This is a genomic window from Micromonospora sp. PRAS1 (assembly GCF_059553435.1).
On record NZ_JCANNB010000025.1, the window covers coordinates 23,721 to 41,843 of the forward strand.

The window sequence follows — 18,123 nt, forward strand, 5'->3', positions numbered from 1 at the left end:
TACATCGACACGCGCGCCCGGGCGCCGAAATCACCCTCCTCCACGCTTTGGCGACTGTGGGTCTGCGCAGGTCAAACCGTTCGCCCGAGATCACAGCGAGCGGTGTGAGTGCGAACATGTGCTCGCTTTCGACTCACCTTCCCCGGAGGAGCCCTCCTGATGCCACAGGGTCGCCATGTGGCGCGCGCGGTCGTGTCCGGTGCCGCCGTCACAGCAATACTCACTCTCGCCGTACCCGCCTGGGCGAGCACCGATATTTCCCTTCACTCACCGCACAAGGGTTCTACCGCGGCCGGCTTCTCGCAGGAGTGCGACGACGAGCGGTTCGCGGGACGAGCGGCCAACCAGGACGGCTGGCACTTCGTGCTCCCCGGCGGCCCGTCCGCAGGCAGCTTCGAGCAGCTCACCCTCACCTTCGACAACGGCAGCGGCACGGTCGACATCAAGGTGCCGGACGCCGGTGATGCCTACCCGGACGCGCTCTACTCGGCCGGCGGTCGGGTGATCCACGCCTACCTGTTCACCCCGGCGGGCTGGACCCTGGTCGACGGCAGCGCCACGATCAGCGGCACGGGCGACCGGTTCAACCTGAGCCACACCTGCGCCGGCACGAAGCCCACGCAGTCACCGAGCCCGAGCCCGTCGCCCTCCGAGTCGCCCACCCCGAGCCCCACCACCCCCGAATCACCCACCCCGAGCCCCACCACCCCCGAATCACCCACCCCGAGCCCCACCACCCCCGAGTCACCGAGCCCGACCACCTCCGAATCGCCGACCCCGACCACCTCCGAATCGCCGACCCCGACCCCGACGACCCCCGAATCACCGTCGGCGAGCCCGTCGAGCAGCCCGGACGGGGGCAGCGACCTGCCGGTCACCGGCGCGGGCGTGGTCACCATGGCCCTGGTCGGCGCCGGACTGATCGGCGGTGGCGCAGCCCTGCTGGCTCTCCGCCGCAGGCGCGGAGTCACCTTCACCAGCTAACCCGTCACCACCCGAGTACGGCCGCCGGCGTCCCTCCGGCGGCCGTACTCGACCATCCCCCCACCCCCACCCCACCCCCCTGTTGATCATGAGGTTGACGGCAGTAGTTGATCTTCAAAGTGCCGCTAACCTCATGGTCAACGCGAGGAGTCGGGGGTGCGGAGGGAGCGAGGCGGAGGGCAGGGTCCCCGAACCGGGGTCCCTGCCCTCCTCACCGGCCTCCGCACCGGAGGTCGGTCATCTGTTTCCTCGTCGTCGGCCGTGTGCTCTCCATCGGCGTCGCGAGGTTGGTCGTCAGCCGGTGCTCGGCACCGGGGTCGGCAGGTCGGTGCCTGCTCCCGCGACCCGCCGCTCACCCCGCAGGTCGGTGCCTGCTCCCGCGACCCGCCGCTCACCCCGCAGGTCGGTGCCTGCTCCCGCGACCCGCCGCTCACCCCGCAGGTCGGTGCCTGCTCCCGCGACCGGCCGCTCGCCCCGCAGGTCGGCGGTGAGGGGCACGGTGAGCGTCATCAGGCCGTTGTCCCGCTCGATGCGGGTCGGCCGGGACAGCCGGCGCAGCGTACGCAGCATCGGCGTGTTCTCCGCCTGGACGTGCAGCACCATTGCCGCGTAGCCGGCCGACTCGGCCTGCCGGGTCAACCGCCGCAGCAGGGTCGAGCCCAGCCCGCGCCGCTGCCAGTCGTCGCGTACCAGCAGCGCCAGCTCGGCCTCGTCGCCCTCGGCGAGGAGATTCGCCATCGCGACGACCGACTCCGCCGCCCCGTCGGAGCCGGTCGTCGCGGCGATCAGGGCCAGCCCTCGGGTCGGCTCCAGCAGCCGGCGCAGTCGGGCCGGGGAGGGCAGTGCCGCACCGCCCAGATAGCGGCGTTGGCGGGTACGCGCCGAGCAGGCCTGGTGCAGCTCGACCACGGCCGCCAGGTCGTCGGCCACCGCCGGACGCACGATCAGCTCGGCACCGTCCGGCAGGACCACGGTGACCTGTTCGGCGGTACGGCGGGCCGCGGCGGCACCCACCTCCAGCAGTGCCTGCGCCCGGGCGTACTCGGCGGGCGTGAAGCTCGGCGCGACCCGGCTCAGCAGGTAGGAGCCGCCGTTCGGGTCGGCCAGCAGCATCGTCATGCCGTCGATCCCCGACCGGCTGGCGGCCGGCACGGGTCGCCAGGTCACCTCGTCCGCGCCGAGCAGGGCCCGCAGCACCTCCCCGGTGGCGTCCGGGTCGTGCACCAGCCGGGCGGCCAGCCCGAGCACCCGGGTCGGCTGGTCGGCCAGGCCGCGCGCCTCGCTGCGCGCCACCCAGCAGTGCCGGCCCCGGCCCCGTTCCACGGCGGCGATCAGCTCCGCCTCGTCGAGGGTGTCCGGCGCGTCGACCAGGAAGTCGTCGACGGCACCGCCTTCGGTGGTGTGCACCTGCACGCTGAGAATGTTGACTCCGCGCAACGCGAGGCTCGCCGTGAGCACCGACAGGTAACCCGGTCGGTCGTCCACGGTGGCCCGGATCCGCCACAGCGTCATGGTTGCCTCCCTTCCCGTGCCACCCTCGCGGCCTGCTGTTGCGGGACGGTTGCCCCGCCGTGTCCGGCCGGGACCGGCCCTGCGGTCTGCGTCACAGTCGCTCCGGCGAGGTCACGGGTTGGCGCTTACCGGCGGGCTACCGACCAGGTCGAGCCGGTCACCAAGGATCACCGCGCTGGCCCGTACCAGCTGGGCCAGCCGGTCCACCTCGGTGGAGTGGAACGCGGCTGGGCTGAGGGTCTCGCTGTGCTCCCGGGACACCACCAGGACCAGCCCGGCCCGACCGAACGGCGCCACCGCGAAGTGACCACCGTCGGGCATGGTCATCGACCGGGCGCGCAGCGGCGTCACCTCCGGCAGCCGGGGCGGTACGGGCGTACGCCAACTGGCGTGTCCCACCGTCGCCCCACCGCCACCACTGCGGGAGGCCCAGTCGACAGGTACCACCGCAGCCACCGCCCACTCGGCGGCGAGCAGGCCCGGCACCGCGTCGACCACGGTGGCCAGCCCGTCGGCCGGGTTGGCGGCGACCTGGGCCAGCAGCTCGGCGTCCTGGCCGGTGGTGGTGGGCGCGCCGATCGCCCGCCACACGCCGTCCACCCGGACCCCGGGGATCGCCGCCAGACCGGCCAGCAGGCGTTCCACCCGCGCGGCACCCGGCCACACCACGGTGAAGTCGTCGACCGCGCGCCCGCCGAGGCGCTCCAGCACGACCACCTGCACGATGTCCGCGCCCGACACCCCGAGGGTGCGGGCCACCTGACCGAGCGTTCCCGGACGGTCCGGCAGGGTGACCCGAACGCGCAGCAACATCGCAAACCCTCCGCTCGGCGGGCCGGCACAGTGCCGGCAGGCTGACCAGCAGCCTGACACTTGACCATTTCGTCCCCGTTGCGGCGGCATGTCCCCAGGGCTAAACCTGACCTTGACAAGCCCCACGAGCTGCCATGGACTGTCCGGATGACCGATCCGGCGGACGAGACCCCGATCCCGACCGCCGGCTCCCCCGCCGGTCTGGATCTCGACCGGCTCACCGACTATCTCGCGGCGCACCGGCCCGAGATGGTCACCGGAGCGCTGCGGGCCCAGCTGATCGCCGGCGGCCGGTCCAACCTGACCTACCCGGCTCTGGACCGGCGAGCAGGAGTTGGTGCTGCGCCGGCCACCGCTCGGGCACGTACTGGCCACCGCGCACGACATGGCTCGCGAGTTCCGGGTGATCTCGGCGCTGGCCCCGACCGACGTACCGGTGCCCGGGGCGGTGCTGCTCTGCCCGGACAGCGAACCGATCGGGGCACCGTTCTACCTGATGGAGAAGGTGCCCGGCGAGGTGTTCCGCAGCCGGGCCCAGACCGATCGGCTCACCGCCGGGCAGCGGCACGGGCTGGCGATGGCGATGATGGACACCCTCGCCGCGCTGCACGCGGTCGAGCCGGCGGCGGTCGGCCTGGCCGACTTCGGCCGCCCCGAGGGTTACCTCGCCCGACAGGTCCGCCGCTGGTCCGGGCAGCTGGACCGCTCCCGCAGCCGGCCCCTGCCCGGCATCGACGAACTGCGCGACCGGCTCGCCGCCAGCGCACCCGAGGGCCGGTACGCCTGCCGCATCGTGCACGGCGACTACCGGCTGGACAACCTGCTCGCCACCGTCGACCCGGTCACCGTGACGGCGGTACTCGACTGGGAGATGGCCACCCTCGGCGATCCGCTGGCCGACCTCGGCCTGCTGCTGACCTACTGGACCGTGCTCGGCGACCCGAATCACGACGATGCCGGCAACAGCGACGGCGACGGCCTTGACCGCGACCGCAACCGCGACGGCGACGGCGACGGCGACCACGACGGCAACGGCGACGGCGACGGCGACGGCGACGGCGACGGCGACGGCGACGGCAACGGCGACCACGACGGCGACCGCAACGGCAACGGCAACGGCAACGGCGACCGCGACCGCGACCGCGACGGCGACCGCAACCGCAACCGCGACGGCGACGGCAACGGCAACGGCAACGGCCTTGACCGCGAGGACGAGGGCAACGGCGGCGGCAACCCGGTCGCGGACGCACTCGGGCCGCAGGCCGGCTTCCCCAGCGGGGCGGAGTTGATCGACAGGTACGCCGCCGGCAGCGACGTGGACGTCGGCCCGCTGCACTGGCACGTGGCGCTCGGCTGCTTCAAGCTCGCCGTCATCTGCGAGGGCATCCACTACCGGCACACCCTCGGGCAGACCGTCGGCGCGGGCTTCGACGCCATCGGCACGATGGTGGCCCCGCTTGTCGCCCACGGACTGAGCACCCTCGGGGAGGCGTGATGGACTTCGCGTACGACGAGCGCACCGAGCGGTTGCGCGCCGAGTTGACCGAGTTCCTGGCGGAGCACGTCCACCCGGCCGAGGCGGTGCACGCCGCGCAGGTCGCCGCCGCCGGTGACCCGTGGGCACGGCCACCGGTGCTGGCCGAGTTGCAGGCCGAGGCCCGTCGGCGCGGCCTGTGGAACCTCTTCCTGCCCGATCCGCGCCACGGTGCCGGGCTGACCAACCTCCAGTACGCCCCGCTCGCCGAGCTGACCGGACGCAGCCCGCACCTCGCCCCGGAGGCGCTCAACTGCGCCGCGCCGGACACCGGCAACATGGAGTTGCTGGCCGAATTCGGCTCACCCGCACAGCGCGAGCGCTGGCTGACCCCGCTGCTGGCCGGCGAGATCCGTTCGGCGTTCTGCATGACCGAGCCCGAGGTCGCCTCCTCCGACGCGACGAACATCGCCACCTCGATCCGGCGCGACGGGGACCACTATGTGATCGACGGCCGCAAGTGGTGGTCGTCCGGGGCGATGGACCCGGCCTGCGAGCTGCTCGTCGTGATGGGCCGGACCGATCCGGGCGCCGACCGGCACCGGCAGCAGAGCATGATCCTGGTTCCCCGGGACACCCCCGGGGTCACCGTCCGTCGGGGCCTGACGGTCTTCGGCTACCGCGACGCACCGCACGGCGGGCACGCCGAGATCGAGTTCTCCGGCGTACGGGTGCCGGCGGAGAACCTGGTCGGTGCCGAGGGGGCCGGTTTCGCAATCGCGCAGGCGCGGCTCGGGCCGGGCCGGATCCACCACTGCATGCGCCTGGTCGGCATGGCCGAACGGGCCCTGGAGCTGCTGTGCCGGCGGGCCACCGAGCGGATCGCCTTCGGCCGTCCCCTCGCCGAGCAGGGTGTGGTACGCGAGTGGATCGCCGAATCCCGGGTCCGCATCGAGCAGGCCCGGCTGCTGGTGCTCAAGACCGCCTGGTTGATGGACACGGTCGGCAACAAGGGCGCGCACACCGAGATCCAGGCCATCAAGATCGCTACCCCGGCGATGGCCGAGTGGGTGATCGACAAGGCGATCCAGGCGTACGGCGGGGCCGGGGTCAGCCAGGACACTCCCCTGGCGGCGCTCTGGGCCCAGGCCCGTACCCTCCGGCTGGCCGACGGACCGGACGAGGTGCACCGGGCCAGCCTCGCCAAACGCGAACTGCGCCGCTGGGCGGAGCCCGCCTCGCGTTCGTCGCGTTAACAAGGGGCCCCTGCTATACCGCAGGCGTTAAGAGGGGGCCCTTCCTTTCACCTCAGGTGGAGGCGCGCTTGACGAGCTTGGTGTCCAGGACGAGGTGCGGGTCGGGGATCTCGTCGCCGCGGATCCGGGCGACCAGCAGCCGCGCCATCTGCCGACCCATCTCGTCCACCGGCTGGAACACCGACGTCAACGGTGGGTCGGTCTGCCGGGAGATGGGCGCGTCGTCGAAGCCGATCACCGCCACGTCCTCCGGTACCCGCCGGCCCGCCTCCCGCAGCGTACGCAGTGCGCCGCAGGCCATCAGGTCGGCGGCGACGAAGACCGCGTCCAGGTCCGGGCAGCGGTCCAGCAGCTGGCGCATGGCCGTCGTGCCGCTCTCCTCGCTGAAGTCGCCGTACGCGATCAGGTCGGGATTGAGCCCGAACCCGGCGGTACGCACCGCGTCCCGGTAGCCGGAGAGCCGGGCCAGGCCGGCGCCCATGTCCTGCGGACCGGCGATGGTGGCGATGCGCCGCCGCCCCCGGCTGGCCAGAAACTCCACGGCCTGCCGCGCCCCGCCGGCGTTGTCCACGTCGACGAAGGAGGCCGGCTGGGCTTCCGGATGCAGCATCCGAGCCGGTCGCCCGCCGAGCACGGTGGGCAGGCCGCGCTCCTCCAGCAGGGTCGGCAGCGGGTCCGCGTCGTGCAGCGACAGCAGCAGTACGCCGTCGACGTGCTGGTTGGTCAGGTGGTGTTCGACCCGCTCCCGCTCCAGCGGCGACTGCGCCATGGCCAGCCAGAGCTGCAACGGCGTCTCCAGTAGCACCGAGCTGACGCCCCGGACGATGCCGGCGAAGAATGGCTCGGCGAAGAGCCGCTCACCGGACTCGCTGACCACCAGGGCCACCGAGTCGTTGCGTTGGGTGACCAGTGCCCGGGCGGCCCGGTTCGGCACGTACCCCAGTTCGGCGATGGCCTGTTGGACGGCGGCCCGGGCCTCGGGACTGACCTGGGGAGAGCCGTTGACCACGCGGGAGACCGTCCCGCGACCGACGCCGGCCCGGGCAGCGACCGCGTCGAGGGTCGGGCGCCCGAGTGACCGGGTGCGCTGCGTTGTCATCGTCTGCTCCTCCGACGTAGGCGGCCCCGGCATCTGGTTCAGCGTCGATGCCGGGCCGCCCGTTACTGGCTGGCCATCGCCTTATTGTGCGGCCAGACCGTTGCGTCGGATCACCTCCGCGTACCACCTGGCACTGGACTTGGGGATGCGGGTCTGGTTGTCGTAATCGACGTAGATCATGCCGAACCGCTTGGTGTAGCCCCATGCCCACTCGAAATTATCCATCAGCGACCAGGCAAAGTATCCCCGCAGGGGCACGCCCGCGTTTATCGCCTCGTGCGCGGCGCGCAGGTGCGCGTCGAAGTACGCCAGCCGCTCGGCGTCGTCGACCTTGCTGTCGACCACGGCGTCGACGAAGGCCGAACCGTTCTCGGTGACGTAGAGCGGCAGGTCAGTATACTCTTCGTGCACTCGGCGCAGCGTCTCCAGCAGGCCGGGCGCGTCGATTTCCCAGCCCATGTCGGTGACCGGGTAACCCCGGTTGACGAAGCGGACGTCCTCGCTGCCCGGCCAGCTGGACGGAGCCCGCCAGTAGCGCTCCGGCTTCTCGCCGGGCACCGGCGCGGCCACCACGTGCCGGCTGTAGTAGTTGACCCCGACCATGTCCATCGGCGTGGCGATGATGGCCAGGTCACCGTCCCGGACGTGCCCGAAGTCGGTCACCTTGGCCAGGTCGGCGATCAGGTCACCGGGGTACTGCCCGCGCAGCAGCGGATCGAGGAAGAACCGGTTGGCCAGCCCGTCGATGCGCCGGGCGGCGTCCGCGTCGCCGGGCGAGTCGCTGGCCGGGTCCACCGGGTAGAGGTTGACGGTAACGCCGAGCTGCGCGTCCGGCCGGGAAGCCCGCAGCGCCTGCACGGCGAGCCCGTGCCCGAGCATCAGGTGGTGCCCGGCGTGCACCGCGGCGGCCCCGTCGGAGCGGCCCGGGGCGTGTACCCCGGAGCCGTAGCCGAGGAAGGCCGAGCACCACGGCTCGTTCAGCGTGGTCCAGTACTTCACCCGGTCGCCAAGCGCGTCCGCCACCAGCTGGCTGTAGTCGGCGAACCGGGCGGCGGTGTCCCGGGCCGGCCAGCCGCCGGCGTCCTCCAGCTCCTGGGGCAGGTCCCAGTGGTAGAGGGTGAGCCAGGGCTCGATGCCGTTGGCGAGCAGTTCGTCGACCAGCCGCCGGTAGAAGTCGAGCCCCTCGGCGTTGGCCGGCCCCGACCCGCCCGGCTGCACCCGCGGCCACGAGACCGAGAACCGGTACGACTTCAACCCCAGCTCGGCCATCAGCCGCACATCGTCGGAGAGCCGGTGGTAGTGGTCGCAGGCGACGTCGCCGGTGTGCCCGGCGACCGTCCGGCCCTCGGTGTGGCTGAAGGTGTCCCAGATCGACGGGGTACGCCCGCCCTCCGCCGCCGCGCCCTCGATCTGGTAGGCGGCGGTGGCCGCCCCCCAGAGGAAGCCGGGCGGGAAGGTAAGCGGTGCACGCTCGTCGAGGACGCCGACGGCGGGCGGGGTGGCGGGGTTGCTCACGACTTGACTGCACCTTCCATGATGCCGCCGATGATCTGGCGGCCGAAGACGATGAAGACGATCACCAACGGCAGGGTGCCGACCGCGGTGGCGGCGAAGACCTGGGAGTAGTCGGTGTAGTAGGCGTACGAGAGGAAGGAGAGCGAGACCTGGAGGGTCGGGTTCTCCGGGGTGAGGATCGCGTACGGCCAGAGGAACGAGTTCCACTGCTCCATGAAGGTCAGCAGACCGAGCACGGCCGCGGCGGGACGCAGTGCGGGCAGCACGATGTTCCAGTAGATCCGGAAGGTGCTGGCCCCGTCGACCCGGCCGGCCTCGATCAGCTCGTCGGAGATCGCCTGCATGGCGTACTGCCGCATCATGAACACGCCGAAGGCGGTGACCAGGAACGGCACGGTGACCGCGTACAGGGTGTCGTACCACCCCAGGGTCTGCATCATGCTCCAGAGCGGGATGATGCCCATCTGGGTCGGGATCATCATGGTCACGATGATCGACAGCAGCAGGACGTTGCGTCCCCGGAAGCGCAGCTTGGCGAAGGCGAAGCCGGCCAGCGAGCCGGTGATCACCACCGCGACGGTGACCACCGAGGAGACGATGATCGAGTTCATCAGACCGGTGAGGAAGTTGGCCGCGTCGTTGTCGAGGACCCGGCCGAAGTTGTCCCCGAAGGCTCCGCCGGGGCTGATCGGCGGCGGCACGTCGTTGATCGCGTCCAGCGAGCGGGTGCTGATCACGACCATGTAGTACAGCGGGTAGATGGAGAGCAGCGCCGCCATCACGAGCGCGACGTAGGTAAGCGGACTGGTGCGCCACAGGCGCTGGGAAGCCGAGATCACTTGATCTCTCCTCACTTGGCCGAGCGGCGGACGAGTAGGAAGTTGACCAGCGACACCAGCACGATGATCATGAAGATCGCCCAGGCCACCGCGGCGCCGTAACCGGCGGTGCTCAGGTTGTAGATGCCCTTTTCGAACATGTACATCGCCAGGGTCTGGAACTCCCGCTGGTTACCGCCGATGACGCTGCCGTTGCCGAACAGCAGCGGCTCGGTGAAGAGCTGCATGCCGCCGATCGTGGAGAGGATGACCACGAAGATGAAGGTGGGCCTGAGCATCGGCAGGGTGATCTGCCAGAACTGCCGCCACTGGCTGGCCCCGTCGATCGCGGCGGCCTCGTACAGGTCCTTCGGGATGGCCTGCATGCCGGCGAGCAGGATCAGGGTGTTGTAACCGGTCCACCGCCAGTTGACCATGGTGGCGATCGCCGTCCAGGAACTCCACGTCTGGTTGCGCCAGTCGATCGGGTCCACTCCGACGATGCTGAGCAGCCAGTTGAACAGGCCGAAGTCGCGCTGGAACAGCATGCCGAAGACGATCGCGACCGCGGCCACCGACACCACGTTCGGGACGAAGATCGCCATCCGGAAGAAGGTCTTGGCCCGCAGCATGGTGCGGTTGAGCAGGTTCGCCAGGAAGAGCGCCAGCAGCAGCTGCGGGATTGTCGACAGCAGGAAGATGCCGAAGGTGTTGACCAGCGCGTTCCAGAAGTAGTCGTCGGAGAAGAGCGCGATGTAGTTGTCGAGCCCGATGAAGGTGTGCTCGCCGATCATGTCCCAGTCGTGCAGGGACATCCAGGCGGTACGCGCCATCGGGTACAGCTGGAAGACGCCGAAGATCAGGAAGAACGGCGCGATGTAGAGGTACGGCGAGTACTTGAGATCGAAGCGGTTGAGCAGACTTCCCCGCCGCCGGGGCGCTGTGTCGGGAGGCGGTGGTGCGGGCGACGGCGGCGCCGTCGTGGCCGAGAGGCTCATGACTTGTTTCCTTTGCCGGCAAGGCCCGGGCAGCCCGCGCGCAGGGGGCTACCCGGATGGGGACCGACCGATGGCGTCCGGGCCCCGTCCCCGAACGCCACCGGTATCAGGATTCACTCAGAAGGCACCCTGAGTCGCTGCGTCCTTGACGAACTGCTCCCAGGCCTTTTCCTTGCTGGCCTGCCCGCCCTCGAAGGCCCGCATGGCCGGCTCGTACGCGTTCTCCTTGACCGCCTGGTGCTTCGGGCCGAGGTGCACCGGCTCGATCTTGGCGACGCTCTCCCCGAAGATCTTGCCGGTCGGCGCGTTGCTGAAGTACTCGTTGGTGTAGCTCAGGAACGCCTCGTTCTTCAGCGCCTCCAGGTTGGTGGGCAGCGGGCCCTTGAGCTTGAACGCCTCCACCTGGCTGGTCGCGTTGGTCAGGAACTCGGCGAGCTTCGCCGCCTCCTCCGGGTACTTGCTCTGCTCCGGCACTGCCAGCCACGAGCCGCCCCAGTTGCCGCCGCCGCCCGGCACGGCCGCCACGTCCCACTTACCCTTGTTCTCCGCGCCGGAGTTGTCCTGAACGATGCCGAGCATCCAGGACGGGCAGAAGGTGGTCGCGAAGGTGCCCTGCTTGAAGCCGCCGTTCCACTCCGGCGACCAGGTCTGGGCCTTGGCGGAGATGTCCACCATCGAGGTCGCGGTGTCCCAGGCGTTCTTCACCCCGGGGCTGGTGCCCGCGATGATGTTGTTTTCCTTGTCGTAGAACAGATCGCCGCCGTGCTGGAACAGCACACCGTTCGAGACCGCGGTGATCGAGTCGACGAACGCCTTGCCGGTGGCCTGCTTGTACTTCTGGCCGGTCTGGTGGTAGGCGTTCCAGTCCGGCCAGAGCGCCGAAACCTGGTCACGCTCGGTCGGCAGGCCGGCCGCCTGGAACAGGTCCTTGCGGTAGCAGACGGCGAGGCTGCCGACATCGGTGGGCAGGCCGAGCAGCTTTCCGTCCGGCGTCTTGCCCAGCTCCCACTTCCAGGGCAGGTACTCCTTGGAGTGATCGGGGATCAGCGGGTTCAGGTCGACCCAGTTGCCCGGGTTGGCCTTGAACTCGTTGAGGATGCCCTCTTCCAGAGCGGTCACGTCCGCCGCGCCCTTGCCGGTGGCCAGGTAACGGACCAGCTTGGGCCGGTACTCACCGAGCTGGGCGGTCTTGCGCAGCTCGATCTTGATGCCGGTCTGCTGCTCGTACTGCTTGACGAGCTCGTCGTAACCGAACTCGCTGAAGGTGTCGACGACCAGCTTGGCGGGCTTCTCGCCAGCGGCCGGTTCGTCGTCGTCCTTACCGCAGGCCGCGAGACCGCCGACAGCGGTGATCGCGGCCAGGGTGGCTGCCGCCATGCGGGAACGCCGCGTGGTGAGGCTCATCCTGGGCCCTCTTTCGATGGTGAGGCTGATTTTTGTGGTGGGGGTGCCGCAGCGTCTGCCGGCGCCAGCTGGTCGGCCAGCGGCGGCGCCCCGGGGCGGGACTGTGATCCACACCTCTTGGGAACGCTCCCATGAGATTGCCGGGAGGTGTCGGGAGTGTCAATAGTCCACTGGGAGCGTTCCCAGATCGTTACCGCTCGACGGGTTTAATCGATGGACATCTCGCAGCCGAGCAGGTAAAGATCATCTCGGCGTTGACGGTGTCCGCAACGGATCAGCAGAGGTGACGCAGCAGCGTGGCGACCCGGCCAGCGTCGAAAGCCGCCGGATCGAAGCCCTCCGCCACCCAGTCCCGCATCGCCGCGTGCTCGGGATGCTCCGGGTCGGCCAGTGCCGTGAGCAGCAGCAGATAGCCCTGCGGCCCGCCGACGTCCTCCGGCGGGCCGGCCCGCTCGCCGTCCAGGCAGGTCGGATAGCGTTCGTCCGCCTCGGCGGTGAAGACGTCCTCCACCAGCAGGTCGTGCTCCCACCAGTCGCCGAAGTCGTACGTGTAGTGGAACCGGCTGCCCTTGCCGAGCACCGCATCCAGCCGGACGTCCAACTCGTCGTGCACGGCCAACTCGCCCTGCGGGTCGGGCTCGCCGTACTGCATGCCGTCGATCTCGAACGCGTGCAGGTGGCAGTCGCGCCAGCCGACGGCGTGCTGCACCACCCGATGCAACCGGTCCAAGGTGTACCCACCGGGCACGAGCACCCGGCGCCAGATCGTCGGCCGTACTCCCGACAGGGCGATCCTCAGCTGGAAGATCTGACGCGGCATGCTGTCCCATCCTCCCTCGGCATAGGCTGCGAGCATGATCTGCCGAGCGTGCCGGACACGGCGGCACGACGACTGCCCGGGCCGGAACTGGTGCGACTGCCAGCACCGTACCCCTCGACCCGCCCCTCCGGTTACCGGTCCGGCCAGCGAATGACCGCCGAGGCCCCGATTTCCGCGCTCTGGCCCGACCCGTCACCCACGCCCGTCGACGACGAGACGCTGATCGAGCACTACCGCCGCGCTGCCACGTCGCACCTGCGGATGAACTTCGTGACAAGCGTCGACGGCGCGGTAAGCGTGGACGGCTACTCCGCCGGCCTCTCCGGCAAACCCGACAAGCGACTCTTCGGGCTGCTGCGGATGCTCTGCGACGCGCTGCTGGTGGCGGCCGGCACGCTGCGCCAGGAGGGTTACCGGGCGCTCCGCCTCGACCCGGCGCGCCGGGCCTGGCGCCGCGACCACGGGTTGGCCGACTACCCCACGCTCGTGGTGGTCTCCGGTCGGCTGGACCTCGACCCCGCACAGGCGGCCTTCGCCGACGCGCCGGTCCGCCCGGTGGTGCTCACCCGCCACGGCCCGCCGGCCCCACCCGGATTGGCCGACGTGGCCGACATCGTGCGCTGCGGCACCGACCGGGTCGACCTCGTCGCCGGCCTGGCCGAGCTGCACCGACGCGGGCTCCACCAGGTGCTCTGCGAGGGTGGCCCGCAACTGTTCGGCGCGCTCACCGCCGACGACCTGGTGGACGAGGTCTGCCTCTCGGTCGCCCCGCTGCTCGCCGGCCCCGGCGCCGGCCGGATCACCGCCGGACACCCCGGCCCGGTACGCGGGCTGCCGCTGCGCCACGTCCTGCTCGCCGGCGACGGCACCCTGCTGCTGCGGTACGCCCGCACCTGATGGTCGACGTCACGCCCGAAGGTGACGGGTGGTCGAAACGTGCCCGGGGGCCCGGCCGGCTCACTAGCGTGAACCGGGATCGGCAGTTGCCGAAGGGCGGGGGGCGTTGGCGCACGAGGTGGTCGAGCTACGGGTGCACGGGGTCTCCGGCACCTCCGCCGAGGAGTTGCTCGACCACCCGGTGGTGAGCCGGGTCGCCGGTGACACAAACGCCGGCTTCTACCGCCCCCGGCCCGGTTTCGGAATCAGCGACCGGCCGGGCGGGCTGAAGGTGGAGGCGTACCGCTGGGGTGCGCTCACCGCCGGTGCCGCCGCCCGCACCCTCTCGCTGCTGTTCCTGCTGCCGTTCATGCTCGTCAACCTCGCCCCCTGGGCCAGGCCGGCGACCGGCGGAACCGGCGGGCTGATCGGCCCGCTGTGCCGGCTGCTGGCCGCCAGCCTGACCGCCGCCTTCGTCCTCTCCATCGTCGGGGTGACCGTCGACATCATCGGCTGGCAGTGCGCGCCCTACCGGCCCTGCCTTGCGGGGCGTGGCTACCTGGGGTGGCTGGGCGACCTGCCCCTCGGGCCGCGACTGGCGCTGCTCGCGCTGGTGCCGATCGGTGCGCTGCGGCTGCTCTGGTGGCTCGGCGAGCGCTCCGCCCGCGCCTTCGAGGCGTTCCCCGCGGCCCGTGGGCAGGACCGCACCAGCGGTGGCGAGGACCGGATCGACCTGCCCGGCTTCTGGAACGACGCGCTCGTGGTGCGTCGACTGCGCGCCATCCACCTCGCGATCGGCCTCGGCACGCTCGCCACGATGCTGCTCGGCGCACAACTCCACCTTCATCCCACGACGGTCGGGTACGTCATCTACGTCCTGGCCTGGCTTCTGCTGGCGGCCGGCGCCGTGCTGCTCTGCCTACCCGCCCGGATCCCGACCGACGTGCCCGGCCGGGGGCCGGTCGACCTGCGGGGCATCCGGGCCCTGCGGCTGGCCGCCGTCGGGCTCACCGTGCTGGCGCTGTTCTACACGGTGGTGCCGCTGGAGCCGGAACCACCACGCGGGCAGCTGCCCGGCTACGAGACCGCGGTCGCCCTACTGGTCACGATCCAGGCCGTTCTGCTGGCCATCCTGGTCGTCACCACCATGCACCAGCGGCACCGCAGCCGGGACAGCGGTTCGTCCTGGTTGAGCGGACTGGCCACCCCGGTGCTCGCCGCCGCGGCGATCGCCGCCGCGTCCGGGTTCTCCGCCGCCCTGGTCTACCGGGTGGCCGACTTCCTGGACCGGGGCGACATCCCGAACCCGGTCCGGCCGAACCGGCCCGGCGCGCCGCCGCTGGAGCCGCCGGTCACCTACCGGTGGGCGGCCCTGGCCGGGCTGGCGGCGGTGCTGGTCGTCGCCGCCACGCTCCTCTGGCGGAGCCTGGCCACCCGGCGTCGACGCCGGCGGGTCGCCGAGGAGATCGTCCGGCGGGACTTCCCCGACCCGCCACCGGAGGCGCTGTCCCGACGGACCACCGTCCGGGACGTCGTCGCCCGGTCCGCGCTCGCCGAACAACTGGGACCGGTATTCATCACGTTCCTGGTGCTGTCGTTGCTCGGGGTCACCACGGTGGCGCTGGACCTGCTCAACATCGGGCCGTCCCAGCTGAGCAGCGACCTGGCCAGGACGGACGGCAGGACGGCCACCCAACTCGCGCTGCTGACCGACATCGGGATCTACGTCATCGGGCTGATCGCGCTCGGGATCCTGGTGATCGGGCTGCTCTCCTACCGCTCGCAGGGCACCCGGCGCACGGTGGCGGTGATCTGGGACCTCGGCACCTTCTGGCCGCGTACCGTGCATCCGTTCGCACCACCCTGCTACGCGGAACGGGCGGTGCCGGAGCTGGCCAAGCGGATCATCGCGCTGAGCGGCCGGGGCGGGGTGATCCTCTCCGGGCACTCGCACGGCTCCGTCATCGCCACCGCCACCGTGCTCCAGCTGCCGCCGGAGGTGCTGCCCCGGGTGGCGCTGCTGACCCACGGCAGTCCGCTGCACCGGATCTACGCCCGGCTCTGCCCGGCCTTCCTCGGTGACTCGGTGCTGCACGAAACCGGCGACCGGATCGGCTGGCGGTGGGTGAACCTGTGGCGGGACACCGACCCGATCGGCGGCCCGCTCTTCTCCGCCCACTGGCCCGGCCAACGCCCCCGGATCCCGGGGCCGGCCGGCACCGTCGACCGACGGCTGCGCGACCCGCACGCCGTCACCGTGCCACCGGACGACACCGTGCCGCCAGCGATCGACCGGCACTGGCCGTACCACACGGACCCGACGTACGAGGCGGCCGTGCGCGAGTTGGCGGGCCGGCTCGAACCGGCTGCGGGGACCGGTTCGGCTCCGGTCGCGGCCGGAGGTGCCTGACGTGCGGACGCCATCGGCCGGCGGCGCGACGGTGACACCGGCACGGCCGAGGTTGGGCGCTGCCCTGCTGGCCGGCGCCGGCCTCATCGACGTGCTCACCGCGTACGCCAGGACGATGACCGACCCGTACGTGGTGCTGGCCGAGGATGGCATCCACCACCTCGACGTCACCGGCTGGGCCTGGCTGCACCTGGCCGTCGGCACCGCTGCGCTGCTGGCGGGGCTGGCGGTGCTCACCGGCCGGCGACGGTGGGTGCTGGGCGGCATCGGCTGCGCCGTCGCCGGGATCGCCATCGGTGTCGTCGTTCTGCCCTACCTGCCCGTCCACGCGGCCATCGCCGTGTCGCTCTACGCCGCCGCCGTCCGGCTGTTGGTGCGCCACCTCCGGGCACCGTCGGGCGGCGAAGTCACCGCCGGCACCACCCGGTAGCTCCGTCACCGGCCCCCGCAGACCCGGCCGGTACGAGCCGGATCATCCTCCCGCTTGGTCGGGCCCCAGACCGGGTTCAGCGACAGCAGCAGCGGCGGTGCCTGCCAGGCCGCGCCGATCCGTTGCAGCACGTCGTACTCGCGCTGTGGCTCGTCGACCGGATCACCGGCGATGAAGTCGACCAACCGGTTCTGGACGGTCTGCCGGCCGAGCAGGCCGCCGTGGAAGGCCGGCTGCTCGTAGACGGGTATGCCCGACTGTTCGCCGGGCGGCGTCTCCACCGCGCTGACCGTAGGCAGGAAGGCGATCATCCGCACCCCGGGAACGGGGCAGAGGGTACGGCTGCGGTAGAAGGGCGCGTCGGCCATGATCGAGCGCACGAAGGGTTCGTCCGGGTTGCTGTCGACCTCGCGGAACAGGTTCGACGCGCCGAAGAGCAGCCGCAACTCCCAGCCGGTCACCATCCCCCAGCCGGGGTGGCCGGGCGGCGGATAGTAGGCCCGCCCCGGGCGGGCCAGCGGGCTGAACAGCAGCGCGGTGTCCACGGGTGACGGCTGCGGCCGCTTCTCCAGGTAGGTACGGATGACCATCGCGCCCTCGCTCTGCCCGACCAGCGCCACCGGCCGACCGGTGCGGCGGTGCACCACGTCGACCTGAGCGGCGAGCAGCGCCGCGCTGGAGCCGAGCGTCCGGTGGGTGGCGTGCGGCCCGTACGGCCGGGGTTCACCGTCCTCGTCGAGCCCGAGATAGGAGAAGCGCGCCACCCGGGGGTCGACCGGTGGCGTGCCGTCCCAGCTCGAATCGTGCCCGGCGAGGACGATCACCGCGTGCCGGACCCGGTCGGGGAGCATCTGGGTGACCACGGGTGGTCGCCACTGCTGCTCACCGCCGACCGCCAGACCGATCACCCCCTGGGCGGCCACCGCCCCGAGCACGACGAGGACGATCACCATCGGTGCCACCGGGACCCGGGCCCAGTGGATCCGCGCGGGCAGCACTGCGGCACGTACGGTCTGCCGCCAGAGCAACCCGTTCGCCACCCCGGCGAGGCCGGCGATCGGTAGGTCGGTCCACGCCGGGGTGCTCGCGATCAGGGCACCGGCCAGGGTGAGCACGACGAAGTTCAGCGCCGGCCACCCCAGCAGCGGCAACGACGGCAGTCCTCGCCACCAGCCCGCCACCACGCCGGCACGTTGCAGGAAGGGAGCGAGCAGCAACATCGGCAGCAGCGAGGCGAGCAGGTACCAGGAGAGCGCCACCACCGAGAACGCCACCGAGAGCGCCGCCCACGGCGAGACGATCACGGCGGTCAGCGCGGCGATCGCCAGATTGCGCCAGAGCAGCCAGCGCCACGCCGGCCGGGTCGCCTCGGCCGGCCAGGCCAGGACGGTAATGCCGGTGGTGAGCAGGCCCCGCAACCCCAGCATGGCCAGCAGTCCGAGCAGGAAGGTGGCCCAGGAGTCGTGGTAGACCAGCAGCCAGCGCAGGTCGTGGTACGAGTCGTACGGCCAGACCGCCGTGGCCTGCGGCGACAATGGCCGGGCGGCGTGGAAACCGACACCGAGCAGGACCGCCGTCTCCGCGACCACCGGTGCGACGGCGAGCACCAGTAGCCAGGTCAGCCTGCGCCGCTCCGCCATTTCCCCCCGTTCTCGCCACCCACAGGATCCCCCGGGATGGGCGGCCCGCGTCGCGGTTCCACCCAGACCGACGC

14 protein-coding genes and 1 pseudogene are annotated in these 18,123 nt (G+C 71.4%); 6 read left to right on the forward strand and 9 right to left on the reverse strand.

The window, feature by feature from the left end:
* Window positions 1–159: 159 nt before the first annotated feature.
* Complete coding sequence (locus AC507J_RS21935; RefSeq protein ID WP_496291051.1) at window positions 160–984, forward strand: LPXTG cell wall anchor domain-containing protein; 825 nt, start codon at window positions 160–162, stop codon at window positions 982–984.
* Between the two features lie 294 nt (window positions 985–1,278).
* On the opposite strand, the gene AC507J_RS21940 is transcribed toward AC507J_RS21935, so the two are convergent.
* Window positions 1,279–2,496, reverse strand: coding sequence for a GNAT family N-acetyltransferase (locus AC507J_RS21940; RefSeq protein ID WP_496291052.1), 1,218 nt, complete (start codon window positions 2,494–2,496; stop codon window positions 1,279–1,281).
* A 111-nt stretch (window positions 2,497–2,607) separates the two neighbouring features.
* Window positions 2,608–3,309, reverse strand: a complete 702-nt coding sequence (locus tag AC507J_RS21945; RefSeq protein WP_496291053.1) for an ACT domain-containing protein — start codon at window positions 3,307–3,309, stop codon at window positions 2,608–2,610.
* A 373-nt stretch (window positions 3,310–3,682) separates the two neighbouring features.
* Between AC507J_RS21945 and AC507J_RS21950 the strand changes: the two are divergent.
* A pseudogene (locus AC507J_RS21950) lies at window positions 3,683–4,804 on the forward strand (phosphotransferase family protein); the annotation flags it as partial.
* Entirely contained in the window at window positions 4,804–6,039 is a 1,236-nt protein-coding gene (locus AC507J_RS21955; RefSeq protein ID WP_496291054.1) for an acyl-CoA dehydrogenase family protein, read from the forward strand. The pseudogene AC507J_RS21950 and the gene AC507J_RS21955, both read left to right, overlap by 1 nt.
* 52 nt (window positions 6,040–6,091) lie before the next feature.
* Here AC507J_RS21955 and AC507J_RS21960 read toward each other — a convergent pair whose 3' ends face one another.
* From AC507J_RS21960 to AC507J_RS21985, 6 genes are all read right to left on the reverse strand, one after another.
* Window positions 6,092–7,138: a LacI family DNA-binding transcriptional regulator gene (locus AC507J_RS21960; protein ID WP_496291055.1), complete on the reverse strand. Its 1,047-nt coding sequence runs from the start codon at window positions 7,136–7,138 to the stop codon at window positions 6,092–6,094.
* Between the two features lie 81 nt (window positions 7,139–7,219).
* Window positions 7,220–8,653 (reverse strand): GH1 family beta-glucosidase, encoded by a 1,434-nt coding sequence (locus tag AC507J_RS21965; RefSeq protein WP_496291056.1) that lies wholly within the window; start codon window positions 8,651–8,653, stop codon window positions 7,220–7,222.
* Entirely contained in the window at window positions 8,650–9,492 is an 843-nt protein-coding gene (locus AC507J_RS21970; RefSeq protein WP_496291057.1) for a carbohydrate ABC transporter permease, read from the reverse strand. Before AC507J_RS21970 ends, AC507J_RS21965 begins: the two co-directional genes overlap by 4 nt.
* An 11-nt stretch (window positions 9,493–9,503) precedes the next feature.
* Entirely contained in the window at window positions 9,504–10,469 is a 966-nt protein-coding gene (locus tag AC507J_RS21975; protein ID WP_496291058.1) for a carbohydrate ABC transporter permease, read from the reverse strand.
* Window positions 10,470–10,586: 117 nt separating this feature from the next.
* On the reverse strand, window positions 10,587–11,873 hold the full coding sequence (locus tag AC507J_RS21980; RefSeq protein WP_496291059.1) for an ABC transporter substrate-binding protein: 1,287 nt from the start codon (window positions 11,871–11,873) through the stop codon (window positions 10,587–10,589).
* A gap of 274 nt (window positions 11,874–12,147) precedes the next feature.
* Window positions 12,148–12,693 (reverse strand): plasmid pRiA4b ORF-3 family protein, encoded by a 546-nt coding sequence (locus tag AC507J_RS21985; RefSeq protein ID WP_496291060.1) that lies wholly within the window; start codon window positions 12,691–12,693, stop codon window positions 12,148–12,150.
* Between the two features lie 150 nt (window positions 12,694–12,843).
* On the opposite strand from AC507J_RS21985, the gene AC507J_RS21990 reads away from it, so the two are divergent.
* From AC507J_RS21990 to AC507J_RS22000, 3 genes are all read left to right on the forward strand, one after another.
* Window positions 12,844–13,590 carry a pyrimidine reductase family protein gene (locus AC507J_RS21990; protein WP_496291107.1) on the forward strand — a complete coding sequence of 249 codons (747 nt, stop codon included), beginning with the start codon at window positions 12,844–12,846 and terminating at the stop codon, window positions 13,588–13,590.
* Window positions 13,591–13,696: 106 nt separating this feature from the next.
* On the forward strand, window positions 13,697–15,979 hold the full coding sequence (locus AC507J_RS21995) for a hypothetical protein (RefSeq protein ID WP_496291061.1): 2,283 nt from the start codon (window positions 13,697–13,699) through the stop codon (window positions 15,977–15,979).
* 1 nt (window position 15,980) lies between these two features.
* A complete protein-coding gene (locus AC507J_RS22000) occupies window positions 15,981–16,409 on the forward strand; it encodes a DUF7144 family membrane protein (protein ID WP_496291062.1) in 429 nt (142 codons plus the stop codon).
* A gap of 5 nt (window positions 16,410–16,414) precedes the next feature.
* Here the strand turns inward: AC507J_RS22000 and AC507J_RS22005 are convergent, their stop codons facing one another.
* Window positions 16,415–18,049, reverse strand: coding sequence for a lipase family protein (locus AC507J_RS22005; RefSeq protein ID WP_496291063.1), 1,635 nt, complete (start codon window positions 18,047–18,049; stop codon window positions 16,415–16,417).
* Window positions 18,050–18,123: the final 74 nt, after the last annotated feature.